Consider the following 21,028-nt stretch of genomic DNA (forward strand, 5'->3'; position numbering starts at 1 on the left):
TCAGAAGCCGGGAATGAGCGGGGTGGGTGTGCCGTCGGGGGCGTAGCTCAGCACCAGCGGCTCGTATCCGGGCGCCGTCGGGTCGACGTTCGGGTTGTCCTTGACGACGAAGAACTGCCCGCGGCCCGGGTCGATGACGGTGCCCTCCGGGGTGGTGACGGCGACTCCGGCCAGCGGGGTGACCGAGTCGTAGAGGTTCGCGTCTACCCGGGCGCTGCCGTCCTCGAACGTGTTCAGCGAGATCAGCTGGTAGCCCGCGGGCAGCGCCTGGCCGCCGACGTACGCCGTCGTGTACTCCGGCTTCATGAACATCGACGAGATGGCGGGCATGGCCGGTTGCACCGGACTGTCCACGTACGCCCGGGTCGGCTCCATCGGGGTGAACTCGCTCTCCACCGGCTCCTCGAGCGGGCGGCGGGAGGCGTAGGCGACGTGCCGCTCGGTGGGCAGCAGCGGCAGGCCCTCCTCCCGCCGGGCCGGGACGTTCTCGGCGCGGGCCCTCTCGTAGGCGGTCGTCGCCCGCATGACCACGGGCTCGTCCGGCTCGGCGACCCGGGCCCGGACCGCGTGCTGCTTGGTCAGGTGGGCGGGCTGGAGCGGGGTCGTGGTGCCCTCGGTGGCCGTGACCGCGTACGAGGGCTGCCCGAGGCTCTCGAAGTTCCTGGCCATCTTGTGCCCGACCTCGGCGGCGGCCTCGTCGGCCTCCCGGTAGGCCAGGGCGCTCTGGGTCAGGCCCTCGGCGGTGTAGGCCAGCGTTCCCTTGACCCCGCCGATGATCGCTTCGAGGTTGTCGATGCCTTCGAGGAACTTGGTGGAGAACTGCTCGCCCATGTCGTCGTCGCCCCACGCGTTCGCGTACCGGGAGCGCAGGGCGGTCAGCTGGGCCAGGTAGGTGTCGTACAGCTCGACGTGCCCCTGGTAGGCCAGGCCGAGCCCTTCGACGCCGTCCGGGTCGACCCAGAGCCGGCCACCGGGATTGTTCTCGATCATTCGTTCGTCCCCCGGGTGAGGAGCTCCCGCACGCTGGTCACCATGCGGGGCTGTTCGGGCAGGAACGCGTCGGCGCCGGCCTGCCCGCGGACGAGTTTGTGGGCGTCGAGGCCGTCGGGCAGCATCGGCGCGAGCACCGCGGCGGCCTGGTTCATCACCTGTTCCTTGGCCTCCGCGTACGTCTCCATGATCATTTTGGTGAGGTCGGCGGTGGTCAGCCTCTTGTGGGCGGAGGACGGGAACTGGATGTCGGTCAGCACCCCGTTCTGGCCCACGGTGACGCTGACCTCACGGCGCGGAGACATGGCGGTGGCCGAGAGGGCGCTCATCTTCGCCTGCATCTCGGTGAGGCTGCTGCGCTGCTTCTCGTACTCCTGGAACAGGCTCTCGATGCGCTCGCTGTAGTTCAACCCGGACCACTCCCTCGACGTCGCCGTCTGAAAGACGCCGGGATCCAGTGAAGGTCCTCGCGACGGCCATCGGAACCGTGCCCGCCCCTTCGTGTCTGAAAGTGCAACCGGTCTTCCCGGCTTTCGGCACGTGGCCGCCGGGCCGGGGGCGCTGCCGTGCAATGTTCGGTGACGTTCGGACATCGAGGCCGGAACGGAGTTGTCGGCAGGTACGTCCTTCGATCAACTCTTCATTGCCAAGTTCGCGACGTGAGGAGTCCGGCCGTGCAGTTGCCTTCCGTTAGTACTACCGAACCGGGTATGCAGAAGGCCGCCCAGGAGTTTTCCGACAAGGCGACCCTTTTCACCGGTGATCTGCGCGCGGTGAACGGCCAGATGGCCATCCTGATCAGCTCCTGGACCGGTGACGCGTCCCGGGGGTTCAACGACGCGATGGACAACTGGGAGAGGTCGTTCCAGCAGGTCATCAACGAGCTGCTCAAGATGCTCGAGGTCATGGGCATCACCACCAAGGGCTACCAGACCGCCGAGAGCGACGCCGCCGACGTGGCGAAGTCGTTCGCCGCCGCCCTGCCTCCGCTGCCCGGCTTCTGAGCCGGCCGTCTGCATCCCTGACATTCCGAAAGGACTGACATGTCCAACTACACGTTCGACTTCGTGCAGGCAGACGCCGTGCTGACCGACATGAACAACATCAACAAGCGGATCCAGACCTCCATCGACGAGATGGAGTCGACGGTCGAGGCCAGCCTCAAGGACTGGACCGGTGCCGCGCGCGAGCAGTACGCCATCTCGAAGGTCGCCTGGAACAACGCGGCCGACAACATGGTCCTCTACCTGGAGCAGGCCCGGCAGACGCTGCTGACCATCTCGGACAACTACGGCTCCACCGAGAAGCGCCACGCGATGATCTGGAACGACGTCCGCGGCGGCTGAGCCACGTCGCGTGGCTGCCGCGCCCTCCCGGCGCGGCAGCCCCAGCTGCCCCACCCCGGCCCGGTGCGCTCCTTCGACCCGGGCCGCCGGGCTTTTCCGACTCTGATCCGTACGCCGACGAGCGAGTGGAGTGACCACAATGGCAAGTATCGACTGGGGCTACCCCCACGATGAGGCAATCAACGCGATGCACGCCTATTCCACCCACGACACGGCCAAGGGCTATCCGGAGGGCACCACACAGGCGGCGTACGACTCCTGGATGGCGTACTACAACAAGCACCAGGACGACGCCCTCGGTGTCGACTACAACAAGTGGAAGGACGAGGTCCGGGGCGAGCACCCGCAGTGGGTCGAGGCCCGGGAATGGTACGACGCCAACATTCTCGACATCGACGGCTGGAAGAAGCTGGTCAGCGACTACAAGGCGAAGATCACCGACCCGTCGAACGTCAAGCCGCCGGCCTTCAACTCGCAGGGCGACTGGATCGACGAGACCAAGACCCCGACCGGCTCCGGTTTCAAGCCGCCCACCATCGACGGCTTCAAGGGCGACGCGGCCGCGACCAACGGTGTGGCCGTGAACACCGCCGCACTGGAGTGGTTCGCCAAAGAGGTGCTCCAGAAGATCACCGGACCGGGCAACATCCTGCTCTCGACGGTGAACCAGCTCAATGCGGTCGACCCCAAGCCGGGTGGCTTCGCCCGGGCCGAGGTGCTGCGCCAGGCGATCGTCGGCGCGACCGCCCAGGACGGCGGCGTCAAGGGCGACATGAAGGACATGCTGGTCAACATGAACACGTCCCTCATCGCGGTGGCGGACGCCCTGCTGAAGATGGCCGGCGACTACAAGAACCTCGAAGAGCTCAACAAGCTCACCGGCGACAAGCTCAACGAGATCATGGGCGAGTCGTTCAAGGGACTCGACGGCCTCGGCACCTACGGGACGAAGACCGTCAAGACCGACGGCAACTGACGACGTCGTACGGTCGTAGTGCTCGCATTGAGGACAGGTAATGGGCAACGGTCTCGGTGACAGCAAGCTCGACGGGTGGAACGACCCGGCGGAGTCGGCATCCACATTCCCGCCGAAGGTGATCCCGGTCGGGGATCTGTACGACTACAAGACCTGGGCGACCGAGACCCGCGGGTGGCGGAAACTCGAAGCCGCCATCAACGGCGGCGCGGCGCTCACGACCGAGGCGGGCGCGAACTACGCGGCCGGCCGGGTCAACGTGGCGTCGGTCATCGAGGCCGCTCGTGCCTTCCAGGCGACGCAGGACCTGCTGATCTGGCTGGAGCAGACCATCCGGTCCGCGACGAAGTCGATGATCGGCGACGACAAGGCCTGGAAAGGCCCGGCCGCCACCGCCTTCCAGGACAAGATGAACTTCTACGCCGACCTTCTGGGCAAACAGGCCGAGCATCTGGCCGGCGGGGCGATCCCGCACTCGGACACGCCCGCCAACGCCATCAACTCCTCGACCAACCTCAACTCGCTGCCGTCGCAGCTCTACGACGCCGCCAACTACCTGTCGTGGGCGCAGCAGACGATCTCCTACCTGGACCGTGCCTGGGCGACGATCGCCTCCCAGAACGGCGTCGGCGACAAGCCCGGACCGGTTCCGATCAGCGGCACCGAGTACGAGAAGCCGATGGCCGAGCAGATGGCCCAGGTCGTCGACACGGTGGCCACCCAGTACAAGATGACCACCGACAAGGCATCGACGTCCGGGGTGACCATGCCCACGTCGGCCATCACCACGCCGACCAAGCCGAACCTGACGACGCCCAACCTGACCACCGTCGCCTTCACCACCCCGTCGCTGACGACGCCGGGGTTCACGACGCCCAACCTCAGCGGGGTCACCACACCGAACATCACGACGCCGAACCTCAAGAACGTCACGACGCCGAACCTGAACAGCATCACCACCCCCAACCTGGCCGGTGTCACGACGCCCGGCCTCGGCGGCGTCACCACACCCAACCTGGCCGGCATCACGACGCCCGCCCTCGGCGGCGGGCCGGGCGGCGTCACCGCACCCGCCTTCAAGGGCCCGGGTGAGATCGGCGGCCCGCAGACCGGTGGCACCGGCGGCGGGACCGGAACCGGCCTTCCCGGTTTCGAGGCGCCGGCCATCAACGGCCCGGGCGGTACCGGCGGCGGCCTCAGCAACGCGGCGGTCGTCCCACCGGTCATCAAGCCGCCGTCGAGCGGCAACAACGGCAACAACGGTGGCTCCGGCGCCGGTTCGGGCAGCGCTTCGGTGAAGCCACCGGCCTTCGACGGGCCCGGCGAGGTCGGTGGTCTGACGCCCGGCGGTGGTGGGGCCGCCGGCGGCGGTAATCCCGGGTTCAACGCGCCGAGCATCCCCGGCTTCAACTCCCCGGGCGGCGGTGGCACGGGTGGCGCCGGCGGCGGTGTCGGTCTCCCCGAGACCCCGGACGCCAACGGACTGCTCGGCGGTGACGAGAACTTCAAACCCGGCGGCATCGCGGGCGTGGACATCCCCGCCTCGCCGGGCGGCGCCTCGCCGGGTGTGGGGAGTGGTTTCCAGCCGCCGATGATGCCGGGTATGCCGGGTGGTGGTCCGGCTGGTGGGGGTGCCGGTGGTGGGTCGGGTGTTCCTGAGGCGCCGGATTCGAAGGGTCTGGTCGAGGGTGATGCGTCGGATTGGAAGCCGCCGTCGTTCGATGGTGTGGAGGGTCCGGGGTCGTCGTCGGGTGCTTCGCCGGGTGTGGGGAGTGGTTTCCAGCCGCCGATGATGCCGGGTATGCCGGGTGGTGGTCCGGCCGGTGGGGGTGCCGGTGGTGGGTCGGGTGTTCCTGAGGTGCCGGATTCGAAGGGTCTGGTCGAGGGTGATGCGTCGGATTGGAAGCCGCCGTCGTTCGATGGTGTGGAGGGTCCGGGGTCGTCGTCGGGTGCTTCGCCGGGTGTGGGGAGTGGTTTCCAGCCGCCGATGATGCCGGGCATGCCCGGTGGTGGTCCGGCCGGTGCGGGTGCCGGTGGTGGGTCGGGTGTTCCCGAGGCGCCGGACTCCAAGGGCCTGGTCGAGAGCGACGGCTCCGACTGGAAGCCGTCCGTGCCCGAGGTGGGCCTGCCGGACGGGCTCGGCGGTGCCGTGCCCGGTGGCGGCGGCTTCGCGGGAATTACCGCTCCGGCCGGCTCGGACCTCCCGTCCGCCGGTGTCACGCCGGAGACCTCGCCCGGCACGACCGTGCCGTCCGCCGGCGCACCAGGGGCCGGACTGCCGGGTGCGGGGATGCCGGGCTCACCCGGCGCACCGGGCGGAGGCACGCCGGGCGGTGGGGTTCCGGAGTCGCCGGAGTCCTCGGGGCTGATCGGCGCGGACGCCGGTGACTGGAAGCCGTCCGGTGCTTCCGGATCGGGACTGCCCGAGGCGCCGGTGGGCGCGGGCGCCGGCGGGGCCGGGCTGGAGACTCCGGACTGGTCCCCCTCAGGCTCCGGGCCGACGGGGGCGGACGCCTCCGTCGAGGTGCCGGCCACCGTCGACGTGCCCTCGTGGGAGAGTTCGGCGACCGATGCCGGGGTACCCGTTCCGGCAGCTTCCGGGACCGGTGGCATGCCTCCCATGCCCGGATTTCCGGGCAGCCATGCGCCCGGTGACGCCACACCTCCCGGCCCGACCGACGCATCCGGCCTCGTGGAACAGGACGGGGCGGACTGGTCGCGGCCCGGCCCGACGGACGTGACACCGGGATCCGCCGGCGGGACCGTGGCCGGCGGCGCGGGCCTGGAGGGGGCTGCCACAACGATCCCCGACCCGGGCGCGCCGGACCTGAGCGTGCCGGACCTGAGCGTGCCGGACCTGAGCGTGCCGGACCTGAGCGTGCCGGACCTGAGCGTGCCGGATGTGGGTGTGCCGGATCTGGGTGTGCCGGACCTGGGCGTGCCGGTGGACTACAGCGCGGTTCTCGGCGTGCCCGACATCGGCGCGCCGGACATCCCGGCCGCTGTAGAGCCGGAGCCGGTCGCCTCGGTGGTCGACACGCCGGTCGTGGGAATCCCGGAGAGCGAAGAGACCACCGAGGTCACCGCGCCCGAGGCCACTGTCCCGGACGTGACCATTCCGGAGACGACCGTTCCGGAGGTGCCGGCGGCCGATCCCGAAGTGATCACCCCGGATGTGCCGGCACCGGATGCGCACGTTCCCGGCGCGACGACTCCCGGGGCGACGGCGCCGCCGGAGTCCGTCGCGCCGCCGGAGTCTGTCGCGCCGCCGGAGTCTGTCGCGCCGCCGGAGTCTGTCGCGCCGCCGGTCGATCTTCCGCCGCCGCCCGTGGCGATCGATCTCCCGACCACTGTGGATCTTCCGGGTGCGCCCGTCGCTGAAGTGCCGGGCGGCGAGGCAGCGGTGGGCGGTGTTCCCCCGATCGCTCCGGTGGTCGTCGGAGCTCCCGGGCCGGCCGGCCCGTCCGGCCCCATCGGCCAGGTGCCGCCGCCCGGCCCCTCCGCGCCCTCCGGCCAGTACGGCCCGCCAGGCCCGGCAGGTCCATCGACTCCGTCGGGTTCGGCGGGTCCGTCCGGTTCGGCGACTCCGCCGGGTCCGGCAAGCCCGTCTGGCGCGTCGGGCACGTCCGGCACGTCGGGCACGTCCGGCACGCCGAGCGCGTCCGGCACGTCCGGCGCCTCGGGCACAGCCGCTCAGCCCGGCACCACGGCCCAGTCCGGCGGGACCGGACAACCGGGACAGAACGGCCCGGCCGGGCAGCCGTCCGGTGGGGCCGCGGCCGACACGGGCCCCAAGAAGCCCGTCGCCGGAGCCGAGACGGAGGAGAAGGCCGTCGTGGTGGTGCCCGGTGTGGCCTTCGGCGGGGTGGCCGGCGTGGGCGTGGCCGCCGGGCTCGGCAGAGCGGGTGCCTCTCTCGACGGTGAGGACAGGAACGGTACAGTCCCCCGGCGATCCGATCGGGACGACGAGCGCGAGGAGCAGAGCCGCCCGGATTACGCCGGGCTGCTGCGTGCGGACGGCGCCGTCTGGGGTGACGACGGGACTCCGCGCCCGCGGCCGGTGGGCGACGACCACGTTCCGCTCGTGCGGCCGGACGACGAGCCCGACGACATGTCGGGATGGGACGACGTCAGCGACTCGGATTGGCTGATCGGCGACAAGCCGTCCGACGACGGTACGGAGAGGTGACCATGTCCGAGACCCCGCAACCCCCGCGGGCCGTGTGGCGGAGGGTCGCTCCGCCGAAGGCGCCGGCTCCGGCGACCGGTGGCGTGCCCGACTTCTTCAGCGCCGACCGGGACCGGATGCGCGTCTGCGGCGAGGAGGGGGTCAGCGACGCCGAGTTCATGAGGTCGCTGGCGAAGGCCGAGGAGGAGCAGTCCGAGCGGGCGAAGGCGTACTGGGCGGAGCAGGAGCGCCGACGCAAGGACGAGGAGGAGGCCCGCAAGAAGGAGAAGAAGCGGGCGGCCGAGGAGGACGACGACGTCAAGGTGGCCGAGCGGTACCGCAACGACCGCTACTCGGTGAAGCTGCTGCGCCAGGAGAACACCGCCTGGGGCGGTAGCGGCGACGACTCGGGGATTCTCGGATGAGCACCGTCACGGTCAAGCGCCCGCCCCGCGCGGCCGGTCCCGAGGCGCCGGAGGGCTCCATCGAGTTGCAGGAGCCGCCGCTGATGGCGGAGGAGGCCCCGCTCGACTTCCGGTCGTTCGCGATGGTCGTGCCGATGGGCCTCGGCATGGGCGCGATGCTCGCCATGTTCGGCCTCTACAACCGGACCCCGGTGATGTACGTGATGGGTGGCGCCATGGCCGGCGGCATGCTGCTCATGGGTGTCATGCAGATCGGCCGGGCGGCCGCCGAGCGCAAACGCAAGATGCGGGGCGAGCGCCGGGACTTCCTGCGCTACATCGGCCAGCTGCGCAAACAGGCCCGGGAGGCGGCCGACCAGCAGCGCCGGTTCGTGCTGTGGAACAACCCGCAGCCCAGCTGGCTCTGGTCGATCGCGATGGGCAGCCGGCTGTGGGAGCGCAGGCCCAGCCACGACGACTTCGGCCGGGTCCGGATCGGCCTGGGCCGGCAGAAGGCGATGCTGAGGTTCAACCCGCCGTCGACCAAGCCGATCGAGGATCTGGAGCCGCTGTCGTCGATCTCGCTGCGGCGTTTCTCCGAGGCGTACCAGACGGTCTCCGGCATTCCCACCTCGGTCGGCCTGACCAGTTTCACCAGCATCGAGTTCGAGGGCGCGATCGACCCGGCGATCGATCTGGCCCGTGCCATGGTGGCCCAGCTGGCGACCTTCCACGCCCCGGACGAGCTGCGGATCGCGGTGCTCGCCGCCGAGGTCCACCGTGGCCCCTGGGAGTGGATCAAGTGGCTGCCGCACAACGCGCACCCGACCGCCTTCGACGCGGCCGGGCCGGTACGGATGTTCGCCGGCACCCACGACGCGCTGATGGACATGCTCGGCACCGACGTCACCGACCGCGGCGACCACGACAAGAACGTCCGGCCGACCGCCACCGAGCCGCTCGTCGTGATCATCGCCCACCTGGTCGACCTGCCGGACAGCTCCCGGCTGCTCGGCGCCGGCATCCGTAACGTGGTGCTTCTCGACCTCACCGGCGCGATGCCCGGCGGCCCGAAGGTGCTGCGGCTCACCGTCAAGGACGACGTGGTCGAGTTCCCGGCCGGCGCCACCACCGGTTCGGCGCAGCGGGACAGCCTGGACGACGTCCAGTGCGAGACGCTGGCCCGGATCATCGCGCCGAAACGGACCAGCGGCACCCTGGAGGTCTCCGACGAGCCGCTGGAGACCAGTTTCGAACTGACCACCCTGCTCGGGATCCGCGACGCGAAGACCTTCGACGTCCAGGCGCTCTGGCGTACCCGTACGCCGCAGCGCAACCGCCTGATGGTGCCGATCGGTGTCACCGAGGAGCGCGAGGTCATCGAGCTCGACCTCAAGGAGTCGGCGCAGGGCGGCATGGGTCCGCACGGCCTGCTGATCGGCGCCACCGGCTCCGGCAAGTCGGAGCTGCTCCGTACCCTCGTCTGCGGTCTGGCAGCGACGCACAGCTCGGAGATCCTCAACCTGGTGCTGGTCGACTTCAAGGGTGGCGCCACCTTCATCGGCATGGAGAAGCTGCCGCACACCTCGGCGGTCATCACCAACCTCGCTGACGAGCTGCCGCTGGTCGACCGCATGCAGGACGCGCTCAACGGTGAGATGACCCGCCGCCAGGAGATGCTGCGGGCCAGTGGGTACGCCTCCCTGTTCGACTACGAGAAGGCCCGTGGCAACGGCGCCCAGCTGGTGCCCTTCCCGGTGCTGCTGATCATCGTCGACGAGTTCAGCGAGCTGCTGTCCAGCAAGGCCGAGTTCATGGACCTGTTCGTCTCCATCGGACGTCTGGGCCGGTCGCTCGGCGTACACCTGCTGCTCGCCTCGCAGCGTCTGGACGAGGGCCGGATCAACCGGGTCGAGGGCCACCTCTCCTACCGGCTGGCCCTGCGGACCTTCTCGTCGATGGAGTCCCGGTCGGTCATCGGCGTGGGCGCGGCCTACGAGCTGCCCCCCGAGCCCGGCAACGGCTACCTCAAGATCGACACCACCAACCTGGTGCGGTTCAAGGCGGCGTACGTGTCCGGCCCGTACACCGGCAGCGGCCGTGACGCCGGCAGCGCGCAGACCGACGACGACCTGCCCGCCGACGTGGTCCCGTTCACCACCCGGCAGGTCGCGGTCCGCCACGACCCCGGCCAGGACCGCCCGGAGCAGGCCGAGCCGGAGACACCCGCGGCCGCCAACGGGCCCAGCCTGGTCGAGGTGCTGCTGGAACGGCTCGCCGGGTCCGGCCCGCCGGCCCGCCAGGTCTGGCTGCCGCCGCTGTCCAACGCGCCCAGCCTGGACTCGCTGCTGCCGAGCGTGGTGCCCGACCCGGACCGGGGCATGACCCTCGACGACCCGTACCTCCGTGGTGGTCTCCGGGTCCCGGTCGGCATCGTCGACCGGCCCGCCGAGCAGCTGCGGGAACTGCTGATCGTCGACCTGAACGGCGCGGACGGGCACGTCGGGATCGCGGGCGCGCCGCAGAGCGGCAAGTCGACCCTGCTGCGCAGCCTCATCCTGGCGCTGTCGCTGGCCAACACCCCGCGCGAGGTCCAGTTCTACGGGCTGGACTTCGGTGGTGGCGGTCTCTCGTCGATCTCCGGGCTGCCGCACGTCGGCTCGGTCGCCACGAGGATGGAACGCGACCGCGTGGTCCGTACCGTCGAAGAGGTCCTTCAGGTCATGGAGCGGCGTGAGGCCGAGTTCGCCGCCCACGGGCTCGACTCGATGGCCACCTACCTGGCCCGGGTCGCCGACGGCGTGATCGAGGACAACTTCGGCCACGTCTTCCTGGTCATCGACGGCTGGTACACGATGAAGCAGGACTTCCAGGACCTGGAGCAGAAGTTCCAGGAACTCGCCTCGCGCGGCCTGTCGTTCGGTGTGCACGTCATCGTCACCGCCACCCGCTGGTCGGAGATGCGCACCTGGATGCGGGACCTGCTCGGCACCAAGCTGGAGCTGCGGCTCGGTGACTCGATGGAGTCCGAGCACGGCAACCGCAAGGCCCAGACCGTGCCCAACCAGGTCGGCCGCGGCCTGACCGACGGCGCTCTGCACTTCCTCGCCGCCCTGCCGCGGATGGACGGCAGCTCCGAGGTCACCGACCTGGCCGAGGCGACCAAGTCGGTGGTCGAGGAGATCGGCACCTTCTGGCCCGGCCCGGCCGCGCCACCGGTACGGATGCTGCCCGCTCACCTGATGGTCGAGCACCTCCCCGAACCGGAGCCGGAGTTCAGGATGGTCGTCGGCCTGGACGAGCAGCGGCTCGCCCCGGTCTGGCACGACTTCATGGCCACCCCGCACATGCTGGTCTTCGGGGACAGCGAGACCGGCAAGACCAACATGCTGCGCCTCGTGCTGCGCGCCATCCAGCAGCGCTACCGGCCGGAGCAGGCCAAGGTCGTGCTCGGCGACTCCCGCCGGGACCTGGACACCGCCATCGACGCCGCCTACCAGGTGGGCTTCGCCTTCACCGGCGACAAGATGTACGAGCTGGCCGGCCAGGCCGCGGTCTCGATGAACAAGCGGATGCCCGGCGCGGACATCTCCTCCGAGCGGATGCGTAAACGCGACTGGTGGGAGGGCCCGGAGCTCTTCGTCATCGTCGACGACTACGACCTGATGTCGAAGGGCACCGGCATGGGCTCGGCGCTCGACCCGGTGCTGCCGCTGCTGGCCCAGGGCATGTACATCGGCCTGCACCTGATCATCGCGCGGAGCACCTCCGGCGCGATGCGGGCGATGATGGACCCGGTGATCCGGCGGATGTGGGAGCTCGGCACCCCGGCGATGCTCTTCTCCTACCCCAAGGAGGAGGGCAAGTTCCTCGGCGAGGCGAAGCCCCGGCAGCTGCCGCCGGGCCGGGCGCAGCTGGTCACCCGCCGCGGTGTGCGCCTGATGCAGACCGGTTTCGTATCGGACACGGCCCCGTGAGCGCCGGACACGGTCCCATGAGAAAGGCTCGCTGGTGAGTACAGCGTTGAACGAGCAACTGTGCCGCATCACGGTGATCGGGCCGGAGCGCAAGGTCGACCTGGCCGTGCCGATGCGGATGCCGGTCGGCAACCTGATGCCGATGCTGGTGCGGCACACCACCAATCTCGGCCGGGTCCCGGACGGCGACGCCGCCGACGAGTCGTGGGTGCTGCAACGCCTCGGGCAGGAGCCGTTCGAGCTGTCCGGCACGCCGGAGAGCCTGGACTGGCTGGAGGGCGAGGAGCTGCACCTGCGCCCCACCCAGGACCCGCTCCCGGAACTCGCCTTCGACGACCTCGCCGAGGGTGTCGCCACGATGGTCAACCGGCGCGGCGACCGATGGCAGCCGGAGTACCGCCGGGTGCTGTTCCTGGTGCTGTCCCTGGTGGCGATGGGCGCGCTCGCGGCCGTCCTGGTCGACCGTGGCCCGGTGCTGCCGCAGGTGATCGGCGGCGGCGTGCTCGCCGCCGGACTGGTCATCGCCGCGCTGGTCAGCGCGCTGCGACAGAGCGACGGCGCGTTCCCGCTGCTGTTCGGGTACGGCGCGGCGTTCTTCGCCGCGGTCGGTGCGTCCAGCGCCTCCGACGGCGACCCGGACGGCGTCGCGCTGAACGGCCCGGCCCTGCTGTCGGCGGCCGTCGCGGTCACCGTGGTGTTCGCGTTCCTGCTGGTCGCGCAGCGCACCTTCGCACCCGTCATGCCGTTCCCGCCGCTGCTGATCGGCGGCGTGACGGCGGTGATGGCGGTCCTCGTGCTGCTCACCCGCGGCATCGCCGAGATGACCGTTCCGGCGGTCTCGGCCACCGCCGTCGCCCTGATCCTGACGCTCGTCGTGCTCGCCCCGCGGATGGCGGTCAAGTTCTCCCGGCTGCGCGGGCCGCAGCTGCCCAAGACCGGCGCCGACATGTCCTACGACATCGAACCCGAGGATTCCGACCTGGTACGGACCCGGGCCAACGACGCCGACACGTACCTGACGGTGTGCATGGTCTCGTCGGCGCTGGTGCTGCCGTTCCTGATGTACTTCACCATGGCCGTCCCGGGGTGGTCCGGCTGGACCCTGGTGCTGGTGACCTCAAGTGCAATCCTGCTGCGCTCGCGTACCTTCTTCGGCCTCTGGCAGCGGATCGCGCTGGTGGTGGCCGGTACCGTCGGCTACCTCATGGTGGTCATCGAGTTCTCCGACATGTTCGGCCCGGCCGGCCGCTACGTGCTGCTCGGCGGTCTCGCCGCGCTGCTGATCCCGCTGGTGACGGCGGCGCTCCGGCCCTGGCCGCGGCGCATGCTGCCGTTCTGGGAGTACACGGCCACCGGTCTGGACGTCGCGACCGGCCTGGCCGTCCTCCCGGTGCTCGCCCAGGTGCTCGGGCTCTACGCCTGGGCCCGCGGACTGTTCGGGTAGGCGGGGTGCAGACTCAGCGCGACCACGTGCACGCCCATCAGTTCATGATGGGCCGGTTGAGCTCCGCGCTCGTGCAGGGCGACCCGTCCACCGCGGAGATCCCGGGCCGGCGCGCGCTGACCGGGCTGTCCTTCGGCGTGCTGATCAGTGTCCTGGTGGTGGCCGGGTTCGCCGTCTACGGCTGGATCGTCCCCGGCGGCAGCAAGGTGTACACCCAGCCCGGGATGATCCTGGTGGAGAAGGAGAGCGGCACCCGTTTCGTCTACCTGAACGGGATGCTGCGGCCGACCCCGAACCTCACCTCCGCCATGCTGATCCAGGGCCCGTCCGGCACCGTCAAGCTGATCTCCAAGGAGTCGCTCAAGGACGTGCCGCGCGGCCCGTCGATCGGGATCGAGGGCGCCCCGCAGGCCATCGCGACCGACTCGATGGTCACCGGACCGTGGCTGGTCTGCCTGCCCGGTTCGGTGTCCGACGAACCGGGTGAGGGCCTGGGCCTGAACCTCGACCCGCGGGTCACCGGCACCGCGGTGCCCACCGACGGCTTCGTGGTGGTCCGGGGTCCCAAGGCGGCCACCTACCTGGTGACCGCCGAGCGGAAACACCGGGTCGACGATCCGGCGGTGCTCGTCGCGCTCGGCGCCAGCACGGTCCGGGAGGTGCGGGCCCCGCAGTCCTGGCTGGACTTCCTGCCGGACGGTCCCGCGCTGGCCCCCGCCAAGATTCCCGGCGCCGGTGAGCCGGGCAAGGTGGGGGCGGCGAGCCATCCGGTCGGCACACTGTTCCGGCAGCGGCCGGACGCCGGCACGGAGCAGCTGTTCGTCCTGCGGCGCGACGGCCTGGCGGCGATCAGCCGGACCGAGTTCCTGTTCGCGACCGCGACCAGCGACCGCGAACCGGTCGAGCTGAACGCCGCCGACCTGGTCTCGGCCCGCAAGTCCGACGACCGCTCGCTGCTCACCCGCCTGCCCGACCTGACCGGCCTGACCCCGCGGGAGCCGGGACGGGAGGCGCTCTGCCTGCGGCAGGCGCCGGTGGGGGAGCAGCAGTTCGCCAGTGCCGCGGTGTTCGTGCCGCTGGACCGGTCCGGGGTGGACCCGGCCGGGCGCACGTCGGTGCTCACCGCCCCCGGCTCCGGCATGGCCGTCATCCCGGCGCCCTACCAGGCCGGTTACAGCAAGCCCCTGGCCACTTACATCGCGGACGACGGAAAGGCCTACCCGATCGGTGACCCGGACTCGGCAGCGGCGCTGAAGCTCGACAAGGTCGCGACCGTCCCCTTCCCGAAGAACCTGCTCGCGTCGCTGCCCACGGGCCCGACGCTGAGCGTGAGGGCCATCGCGGCCGCAGAAGTAAGGTGAGTCGATCTCATGGCATCCCGGTTTCGTGACCTGCTCGGCGGTGGCAAGGACCGGCCCGACGGCGGCATCGTGCAGCACACCGTCGGCAACGCCCTGGTGGTCCACTCCGAGGACGCGATCAGCTCCGAGGCGCAGTCGCTGGCACTGTCGATGATCGAGGACGCGGAGAACGACGTCGTCGTGCTCGACCTCGGCGACGGCATGCCGATCACCGCCTGGGAGTCGGTGGCGGTGGTGCTGCCCCGGCGCCGCCGTGGCATCCGGCTGATGGCGTGCGGGCGGCACCAGAACTCCGCCGCCATGGCCGGGCAGTGGCTCTCCGAGCGGCTGAACCGTACGGTGATCGCCCCCGACGGCGACCTGGTCCGCGGCGCGGCCGGCGCGCTGTTCGTGCACTCCGTCCCGGGCAGCGGCTGGGTGCGGTTCCGGCCCGGCCGGCCGCCGACCTGGGACGCCAAGCGATACCCCACCCCCGTCTGGGACCGGGCCTCGGTCGAGACCCGGGCCTCCAGCGCGACCGGCGAGATCGAGCCGATCCCGGCCGGCGTGTGGATCCACAGCACCCGTAACGCCGAGGTGGTCGAGCAGCACCGGCAGCGGCTCACCGCGTACGTGCCGTGCCATCCGGACACCATGACGGTGCTGCTGGGCTGCCCCGGGACCCCGGCGCTCTCCCTGGACGACGTGGTGCGCTTCTGGCGCGGACTGGACGAGGAGAACCGGCAGCGGGTCCGGTTCGCGCAGTTCGGCGACGTGCGGATGCCCGAGGGCGAGGCGTTCGGGCAGGCGCTGGCCGACCTGCTGAACACCAGCGTGGTCTGCTACACCGGCATGCCGATCGGCAGCCCGCAGAAACACGAGATCCGTACGGTGCTGCCGGACGGCACACTCGGCTGGGCCCCGTTCTCCCTCGAACTCGTCTACACGCCCCGGGCGCATCCGAACTCCCGCGCCCGCCGCCCCACCGTGCTGTCCCACCGCCCGCCGTTGCCGACGGCCGAGGAGATCTCGCCGCGTGTCTACTGGTTCGCCCCCGGCGCGGTGGTCGAGGTGGTGCAGACCGGTCTCTGGGTACGGGCGGCCGACGAGCCGAAGAACGCCGAGCAGGTACGCGCCGCGATGCTCGACGCCGAGGGCGGTGTCCTCGTCTTCGACGACACCATCCACTCCGCCACCGGCCGGATGCGCGAGCTGGCGGTCGACCTGGCCGCCCGGGTCAGCGGCATGGAGGGCAGCGGCAGCGCGCTGATGCCGGCCTCCGTGCTGGTGCCGGGCGCGAAGCCGGCCAGCCGGGCGCAGGCGGTCATCGACCTGGAGGAGGAGACCCGCAAGGTCTCCCCGGTGGCGCCCATCCCGGTGTACGCCGATGTCGCCCCGCCCGCCCCGGCGGCCGCGGAGAGCGTGGTCATCGCCGAGGTGTCCCTGCCGTCGCGCCGGGAGGTCGACGCCCCGGCCGACCCCGAGCAGATCCAGTTGCCGGCCGCCCGTCAGCAGGTGTGGCCGGAACTGCCGGTGCGCCCGGTGGACGTGCCGCCCGCGACGGCGGCGCCCGCACCGGCGGCGTCCCGGATCCGGGTGGAACCGGCCGCGGCCCCGGCCGCCGGGCCGGCCATCACGTCGGTCCCGGGACTGGTCGCGAAACCCGTCGTGCCGCGGGCCGCCGAGCCGGTCAGATCGTCGTCGGTCCTGGGCCCGTTCGGTTTCCCGGAGCCGGTCGCCGAGCCGGCCGTGCCGGCGTCCGCCGGATCCGAGACCACCGGCCGGGTCGCTCCGGGGGTTCCCGAAGCACCGGCCGTGCCCGAGCCCCTGACCGAGCCCTCGACAGCGTCCGAGCCCGTGCCCTCGACAGCGCCCGAGCCGCTGACCGTGCCCGAGCCTCCGACAGTCCCCGAGCCTCCGACAGTCCCCGAGCCTCCGACCATGCCCGCGGGCTTCGGCGGCTCCCTCAGCACGGAGACGTCGCTGCCGGTGACACCCGTCGCCGCCGAGCCCGTCCTCGCCGAACCCCTCGTCATCGCCGAGCCCCTCGTCATCGAGCCCGCCGTCCTCGCCGAGCTCACCGTCGTCGCCGGGCCGCCGGCCCCACCGGCTCCCGCCACCGAACCGGTGATCGCCGTCCCCACGGCCGCCGAACCCGTGGCGGACGGCCCCGCGGCCGCGGAGCCGGTGACGGACGGCCCCGCGCCCGAGGCGGCGCCGGCCACGTCGCGGGCCGGCGTCCAGTGGCAGCCGGTCCCGGCCGCCGGCGCGAGCGCGCTGCTGCGGGAGAAGGGACTGACCGACGAACGGGCCTGGCTGCGCCGCACCCTGAGCCGCGAGTTCGACGTGATGGCCAGCTCGGTCTCCCGGACCATGTCCGAGCACCCCGGCATGCAGGGCTCCGGGCTGTCCACCGAGGACGTGCTCGCCGACTCGGTGGCGCTGCGGCTCTACCTCACCGCCCGGGGCCCGGGCGTCGACGCCGGTCTGCGGTCCGGGCGCAACGGGCCGCACGTGCCGTTCGCCCGCTGCGTGGTCTCCGGGCTGTCCCGGATGTCGTCGTTCCGTGGCACGACGATCTACCGGATCACGCCGACCGCGGACGAGTGGGACCTCTACGAGCAGCGCAAACTCGTCACCGACTGGGGTTTCGTCAACGCTCTCACCCAGCCGTGCTCCAGCCAGGACGGCGACACCGACGTGCTGATCTGGTCGATGACGGCCCGGCGTACCACCGTGCTGGAACCGGAGGGTGACGAGGCGGTCGAGGACCGCGTGCTGTTCCTGCCGGGCACCAACTTCAAGATCCTCGAGCTGCGCCGGCCCTCCGCGGGTGAGCGTGGCGCGGTCCTGATCCGGGAGATCGGCACCAACGAGATCGACGACAACGGCAAGGTCGACGCCAACCGGGTCTCGCTCGACGAGCTGGCGGTGACCTCGCTGCGGCGCAGCGTCGACCGCTGGGCCACCGCCGAGCCGCGCCGGCGGATCGGCGCCAAGGCCGGTGGACGCAATTGGACACTGCCCGGACTGGAACGGAACACGCAGCCCGGATCGGAGCGGAAGGGATGACGCCATGAGTCGCCAGGTTCTCGTGGTCGGTGACCGGAAGCCGGGTTCCTACCCGACGATCGGCGCGGCGATGTCCCGGGCCGAGCCGGGCGCGACCATCAGCGTGCACCCGGGCCGGTACGTCGAGAAGCTGATCGTCGGCAACCGGGTGACGATCAGCGCAGCCGAGCCCGGCACCGTCGAGGTGCACGTCGAGGAGGGCAGCGTCCTCGTCGTGCACGGCGAGGGCGCCCAGCTGCGCGGTGTCGCGCTCAGCAGCGACGACCCGAAACTGGCCGCCGTCGACGTGTACGCCGGCGAGGTCGCCCTGGACGACTGCCGGGTCCGCGGCGCCTCGTGGGTCGCCCTGCTGGCCCGCCTGCAGGGTTCCGTCGCGCTGCGCGGCTGCGACATCACCAACGCGGTCGGCGCCGGGGTGGTGGTGATGTCGGTGGGGTCCAGCACGATCGAGGACACCGTCATCCACGACGTCGCGACCACCGGTGTGGTGGTCGGCGAGAAGAGCGCCCTGACCCTGCGCCGCTGCCGGGTCACCGCCGCCGCGGCGAACAGCGTCTGCGCCGGCGGCGACTCGCGGCTCACCGCCGAGCAGTGCGAGATCACCGGCTCCGGCAAACCCGCACTGGTCATCGAGCAGCGCGCCTGGGCCCGGGTACGCGCCCTGACCGTCACCGAGAGCGGCAACGTCGACGTCTTCGTGCGCGGCGAGGCCGACGTGCAGATCAGCGACTCCACCTTCACCGGCGCGGCCGTACAGTCGGTGCACCTCACCGAGGGTGGCTCGCCGGCCTTCCGCAACTGTGTCTTCAAGGGCGCCAAGCACACGGCGGTGCAGGTGCTCAGCGACGCGAAGCCGACCTTCACCGACTGCACCGTCAGCGACGTCCCGATCGGGATCAGCACCGGCAGCAACGCCGCACCCCGGTTCGTCGGCCTGACCGTCCGCGGGACCGGCGACCACGTCGCGCTGATCGGCGGCGACTCGGCCGTCACCATGCAGCGGCTCCGCGCCGCGGCCACCAAGGGCACCGGTCTGCTGGTGCAGGAGAACGCCTCGTTCGACGGCGCCGACCTGGTGGTGGACTCCGGTGGCGCGGCGGGCCTCACCCTGACCGGTCCGGTCCGGGGAACGGTCCGCGAAAGCCGTTTCAGCGGTACGGGCGCGGCCGGCGTACAGGTGGGCGCAGGCGCCGAGCTGACCCTGGAGTCGTGCGTCCTGCGCGGCACCGGCCTGGTCGTCGAGGGCGCCGTGCAGCTGCGCGACAGCGAGGTGGTCGACGCGGCACGCGACGGCCTGCGGATCAAGGGTTCGGTGACCGCCACCCAGACCCGGGTGCGTACCGCCCGGGCCGACGGGATCAGCCTGGAAGCCGGGTCGTCGGGCTCCTTCGTCGACTGCGAGGTGCTCGACAGCGCGGCGGTCGGCGTGAACGTGGACACCACCGAGCCGGTGTCGCTGACCCGGTGCGTGGTGCGCGACAGCGGCAACGACGACGTCCGCCGGGCTCCCGGCGCCCAGGTGGCCACCGACGCGCTGACCGTCGGGCGGCGTCCCCAGCCGGCCGCGCCGGGCGGTGTCTCGCCGGTGTCGTCCGAGCCGGTTCCCGCCCCGCCGCCGGATCAGTCCGGTGACGGCGGCGAGAGCGGCAAGGACGAGCTCAGCGAGCCGTTGCGGGAGCTGAACAGCCTGATCGGCCTGCGCGGGGTGAAGCAGGAGGTCACCGCCCTCATCAACCTGATCAAGATGTCGCAGGTACGGCTCCAGATGGGCCTGCCGATGCCGCCGATGAGCCGGCACCTGGTCTTCGCCGGCCCACCCGGAACGGGTAAGACCACCGTCGCCCGGCTCTACGGCTCGGTGCTCAAGGAGCTGGGCATCCTCTCCAAGGGCCACATGATCGAGGCGGCCCGCGCCGACCTGGTGGGCCAGTACATCGGGTCGACCGCGATCAAGACCACCGAGCTGGTCACCAAGGCGATCGGTGGGGTGCTCTTCATCGACGAGGCGTACACCCTGTCGGCGGGGTCGGGCGGTTCCGGACCGGACTTCGGTCAGGAGGCCATCGACGCCCTGATGAAGATGATGGAGGACCACCGCGACGAGCTCGTGGTGATCGTCGCCGGGTACTCCGAGCTGATGGAACAGTTCCTCGCCTCCAACCCCGGCATGGCCTCCCGTTTCACGCGCACCGTCGAGTTCCCGAACTACTCGGTGGAGGAACTGGTCACGATCACCTCGAACCTGGTCAGCAAGCACTACTACGAGCTGACCGACGACGCCACCGACGCCCTGACCGAGTACTTCACCCGGGTCCCGAAGAACTCCACCTTCGGTAACGGCCGTGTCGCCCGCAAGCTGTTCGAAGCGCTGATCAACAACCAGGCGTCCCGCCTGGCGATGATGCCGCCGACCCGGGACAACGAACTCAACAGGCTCACCGCGGCCGACGTCGAGCCCGAGCTGGCGCAGCTGGCGGACCTGCCGGTCGAGCGGACCGCCCAGCCGGACGCGGCCACCGATCCGACCGGGGCCATCAACGCCGCCCGCAGCTGGAAGCGGTTCTGCGACCTGGTCGGCGGCCGTGCGGTGAAGGAGGCGGCCGGCCAGACCCTGCTGCAGCTCTGCGAGGGACGCAACCGCCGCCGTGGCCCCGGCAAGACCGGCAACGTGCTGATCAGCGGGCGTCCCGGCAGCGGCCGTGGCGAGTACGCCCGCCTCTACGCCGCCGGCCTGTCCGAGCTCGATCTCGTGCCGGTCGGCCAGCTGGTACGGGTGAGCACCGGCGTGGAGCTCGCGCCGCAATGGCCCGGCCAGGCGCGCAGCCTGGTGGCCGCCGCGCTCGACGACGCCGCCGGTGGCGTGCTGCAGATCGGCTGGTCGGATGACGGCAGCGGCTCGGCCCAGGAGATCGGGGAGGCGCTGGCCGACCAGATCCGCTCCCGCCTGGGTGATCCGGTGGTCGTGCTGATCGGCGAGGAGACCGAGCTGGCGAGTCTGCGCGCGTCCGTGCCCGCGATCGGCGAGGTGTTCGGCCAGCAGTGGTCGGTGCCCGACCTCAGCACCGACGAACTGGCCGCGATCGTGGTCCGGCACCTGGTGCGACGCGGGCACGAGATCCCCGAGGAGGTACGGGCGGCGCTGACGGACCTGGCCGGGCAGCTGCCCGAGCGCACGGTCCGGGCCGCCCACCAGTTCTCCCTGGCTCTGGCCCGGCGCACCGGGTCTCGTACCATCGCGCTGGCCGATCTGGCCCTGCCGCCCGCAGCCGCCGTGAGCGGTCAGCCGGTCGGCCTGGCAGCGGTCGGCTGAC

Annotated in this window: 12 protein-coding genes; 10 read left to right on the forward strand and 2 right to left on the reverse strand. The window is 71.3% G+C overall.

Translation table 11 applies throughout. The annotated features are described in order from the left end of the window. Positions 1 to 990, reverse strand: coding sequence for a hypothetical protein (locus tag BM290_RS22210; protein ID WP_093617052.1), 990 nt, complete (start codon positions 988 to 990; stop codon positions 1 to 3). Continuing rightward, entirely contained in the window at positions 987 to 1,400 is a 414-nt protein-coding gene (locus BM290_RS22215; RefSeq protein ID WP_093617054.1) for a YbaB/EbfC family nucleoid-associated protein, read from the reverse strand. The genes BM290_RS22210 and BM290_RS22215 overlap by 4 nt, the downstream gene beginning before the upstream one ends. 264 nt (positions 1,401 to 1,664) lie before the next feature. Between BM290_RS22215 and BM290_RS22220 the strand changes: the two genes are divergently transcribed. From BM290_RS22220 to BM290_RS22265, 10 genes are all read left to right on the forward strand, one after another. Further along, positions 1,665 to 1,994, forward strand: a complete 330-nt coding sequence (locus tag BM290_RS22220; RefSeq protein ID WP_093617487.1) for a WXG100 family type VII secretion target — start codon at positions 1,665 to 1,667, stop codon at positions 1,992 to 1,994. A 39-nt stretch (positions 1,995 to 2,033) separates the two neighbouring features. Further along, positions 2,034 to 2,336 (forward strand): WXG100 family type VII secretion target, encoded by a 303-nt coding sequence (locus tag BM290_RS22225; protein WP_093617056.1) that lies wholly within the window; start codon positions 2,034 to 2,036, stop codon positions 2,334 to 2,336. A 139-nt stretch (positions 2,337 to 2,475) separates the two neighbouring features. Then, positions 2,476 to 3,312, forward strand: coding sequence for a hypothetical protein (locus tag BM290_RS22230; protein WP_093617058.1), 837 nt, complete (start codon positions 2,476 to 2,478; stop codon positions 3,310 to 3,312). A gap of 40 nt (positions 3,313 to 3,352) precedes the next feature. Further along, positions 3,353 to 7,501, forward strand: coding sequence for a hypothetical protein (locus tag BM290_RS48525; RefSeq protein WP_177319839.1), 4,149 nt, complete (start codon positions 3,353 to 3,355; stop codon positions 7,499 to 7,501). A gap of 2 nt (positions 7,502 to 7,503) precedes the next feature. Then, complete coding sequence (locus BM290_RS22240; protein ID WP_093617060.1) at positions 7,504 to 7,905, forward strand: hypothetical protein; 402 nt, start codon at positions 7,504 to 7,506, stop codon at positions 7,903 to 7,905. Beyond that, the gene (gene eccCa, locus BM290_RS22245; protein ID WP_093617062.1) at positions 7,902 to 11,861 is read left to right on the forward strand and encodes a type VII secretion protein EccCa; all 3,960 of its coding nucleotides are present in this window, start codon (positions 7,902 to 7,904) and stop codon (positions 11,859 to 11,861) included. The genes BM290_RS22240 and eccCa overlap by 4 nt, the downstream gene beginning before the upstream one ends. A 34-nt stretch (positions 11,862 to 11,895) precedes the next feature. Further along, the gene (gene eccD, locus BM290_RS22250; RefSeq protein ID WP_093617064.1) at positions 11,896 to 13,305 is read left to right on the forward strand and encodes a type VII secretion integral membrane protein EccD; all 1,410 of its coding nucleotides are present in this window, start codon (positions 11,896 to 11,898) and stop codon (positions 13,303 to 13,305) included. A 5-nt stretch (positions 13,306 to 13,310) separates the two neighbouring features. Next, the gene (gene eccB / locus BM290_RS22255; protein WP_093617066.1) at positions 13,311 to 14,666 is read left to right on the forward strand and encodes a type VII secretion protein EccB; all 1,356 of its coding nucleotides are present in this window, start codon (positions 13,311 to 13,313) and stop codon (positions 14,664 to 14,666) included. 9 nt (positions 14,667 to 14,675) lie between these two features. Further along, positions 14,676 to 17,717, forward strand: coding sequence for a hypothetical protein (locus BM290_RS22260; RefSeq protein WP_093617068.1), 3,042 nt, complete (start codon positions 14,676 to 14,678; stop codon positions 17,715 to 17,717). 4 nt (positions 17,718 to 17,721) lie between these two features. Next, the gene (locus BM290_RS22265) at positions 17,722 to 21,027 is read left to right on the forward strand and encodes a right-handed parallel beta-helix repeat-containing protein (RefSeq protein WP_177319840.1); all 3,306 of its coding nucleotides are present in this window, start codon (positions 17,722 to 17,724) and stop codon (positions 21,025 to 21,027) included. Position 21,028 lies beyond the last annotated feature (1 nt).

This window comes from Actinoplanes philippinensis (assembly GCF_900113015.1).
GTDB classification, from domain to species: Bacteria; Actinomycetota; Actinomycetes; order Mycobacteriales; family Micromonosporaceae; genus Actinoplanes; species Actinoplanes philippinensis.